This window comes from Pseudomonas sp. P5_A2_2 (assembly GCF_054177685.1).
The window spans coordinates 1-1,652 of record NZ_JBGCUL010000965.1; the positions used below are offsets into that span (position 1 = coordinate 1).

Sequence of the window (1,652 nt, forward strand, 5' to 3'; positions counted from 1 at the left end):
CAATGCTGTTCAGTTAAGGAAATTGTAGGAGCGAGCTCGCTCCTACATTGATGCAAGCTGGCTTTCTCACATTTGTGGAGGCCAGTTATGCGATTCACCTTGGCATTCCTTGCACCATGCATAGAGTGCGTCGTATAGGATCAGTCCATGCGAAAGCATTTCATGATCATCGGAATATCGCTGCGACAATCCCAGTGAAATGGCGTACAACCCAGCCGATTGCGGAGTCAGATCCAGGCGGGAGGTATCAGCGCCACGGACGATCTTGGCCAACTGCTGCAAAGCGGGCTCATTGAGCTGGTACTTTTTCAGAAAAGCGTCGAAGCTGCACAGCTCGCCCTCATGAGTCAGTTCTACGCCGGGAATGTCGTAGGGCACAGCGTCTTTTTCCGCCGCTAAACGCAGCACGTCACCACTGGGTACGTATAAAAACTCAGGCTGCGGATCGATAAAGCGAGCGATCAGCCAGGGACAGGCGATGCGGTCAATCTTGGGCCGTTCACGTGTAATCCACCTCATGGAACACCTCCTGCCTGGCTCGGTAGGCTGGGTGATCTGGCGAGCCCAGTGCCCGCCAAAGACTGTTAACCGACTCGTGCGATCTAGCGCAGCAGATGTACTGCCAAACCGACGAGCGCGCAGGCCATCAACACCTGGATGACGCCCCGCTTGAAGCGGAACAAGGCGATCGCCGCGGCAATGGCGATCAGTGCCGAGGGCCAGTCGAGGTTGCCGCTGAAGCCTTTCGGCCAAAGTACGTGATAGCCGAAGAAACACGCCAGATTAAGGATCACACCGACCACGGCCGCCGTAATGGCGGTGAGCGGTGCGGTGAATTTGAGTTCGTTGTGAGTCGACTCTACCAGCGGACCACCCGCAAGGATGAACAGGAACGAGGGCAGGAAGGTGAACCAGGTCACCAGGGCGGCGGCCACAGCTCCCGCCAGAAATACTTGGTCGGCACCGAATACTTGCGAGACATAGGCGCCAACAAAGCCGACGAACGCCACCACCATGATCAACGGCCCGGGGGTGGTTTCGCCTAACGCCAGGCCGTCGATCATCTGCGTCGGCGTTAACCAGCCATAGTGACCGACCGCGCCTTGGTAGACATACGGCAGCACAGCGTAGGCCCCGCCAAAGGTCAGCAACGCCGCCTTGGTAAAGAACCAGCCCATCTGGGTCAAGGTGCCTTCCCAGCCAAAGAGGGCGGTCAAAATCCCCATTGGCAATGCCCACAGTGCGGCGCCGATCAGTGCGAGCGGCACCAGTTTTAACCAACTGAATCGGGCATGCTCAGGGGATGGCGTGTCGTCATCGATCAACGCCGGACCATAAGACTTTTTGGCGGCGCTATGGCCACCGGTTCTGAACTGCTCGGGCGCCAGGCGTCCGCCGACATAACCGATTAACGCCGCCCCCAGCACGATCAGCGGGAACGGAACATTGAACGCGAAGATCGCGGTAAATGACGCCGCCGCTATCGCCCACAGCCAATTGTTCTTCAACGCCCGAGAGCCGATTCGATGGGCCGCCTGCACCACGATAGCTGTCACGGCAGGCTTGATCCCATAGAAGAGCCCGGCCACCACGGGCACTTCGCCGAACGCGATATACATCCACGACAGAGCGATCAGGATGAACAGTGAGGG

At 58.2% G+C, this 1,652-nt stretch carries 2 protein-coding genes; both read right to left on the reverse strand.

Features of this window, described 5'->3' with window-relative positions; genetic code table 11:
- Window positions 1-66: 66 nt before the first annotated feature.
- Window positions 67-519 carry a chromate resistance protein ChrB domain-containing protein gene (locus tag ACXRVY_RS27830; protein ID WP_223462587.1) on the reverse strand — a complete coding sequence of 151 codons (453 nt, stop codon included), beginning with the start codon at window positions 517-519 and terminating at the stop codon, window positions 67-69.
- An 83-nt stretch (window positions 520-602) separates the two neighbouring features.
- A partial coding sequence (locus ACXRVY_RS27835; protein ID WP_458238815.1) for a chromate transporter occupies window positions 603-1,652 on the reverse strand: 1,050 nt, incomplete at its 5' end.

Bases quoted from the DNA above. Each gene is read 5' to 3' on its own strand.
- ACXRVY_RS27830 (WP_223462587.1), bottom strand. From the start codon at position 519: ATGAGGTGGATTACACGTGAACGGCCCAAGATTGACCGCATCGCCTGT.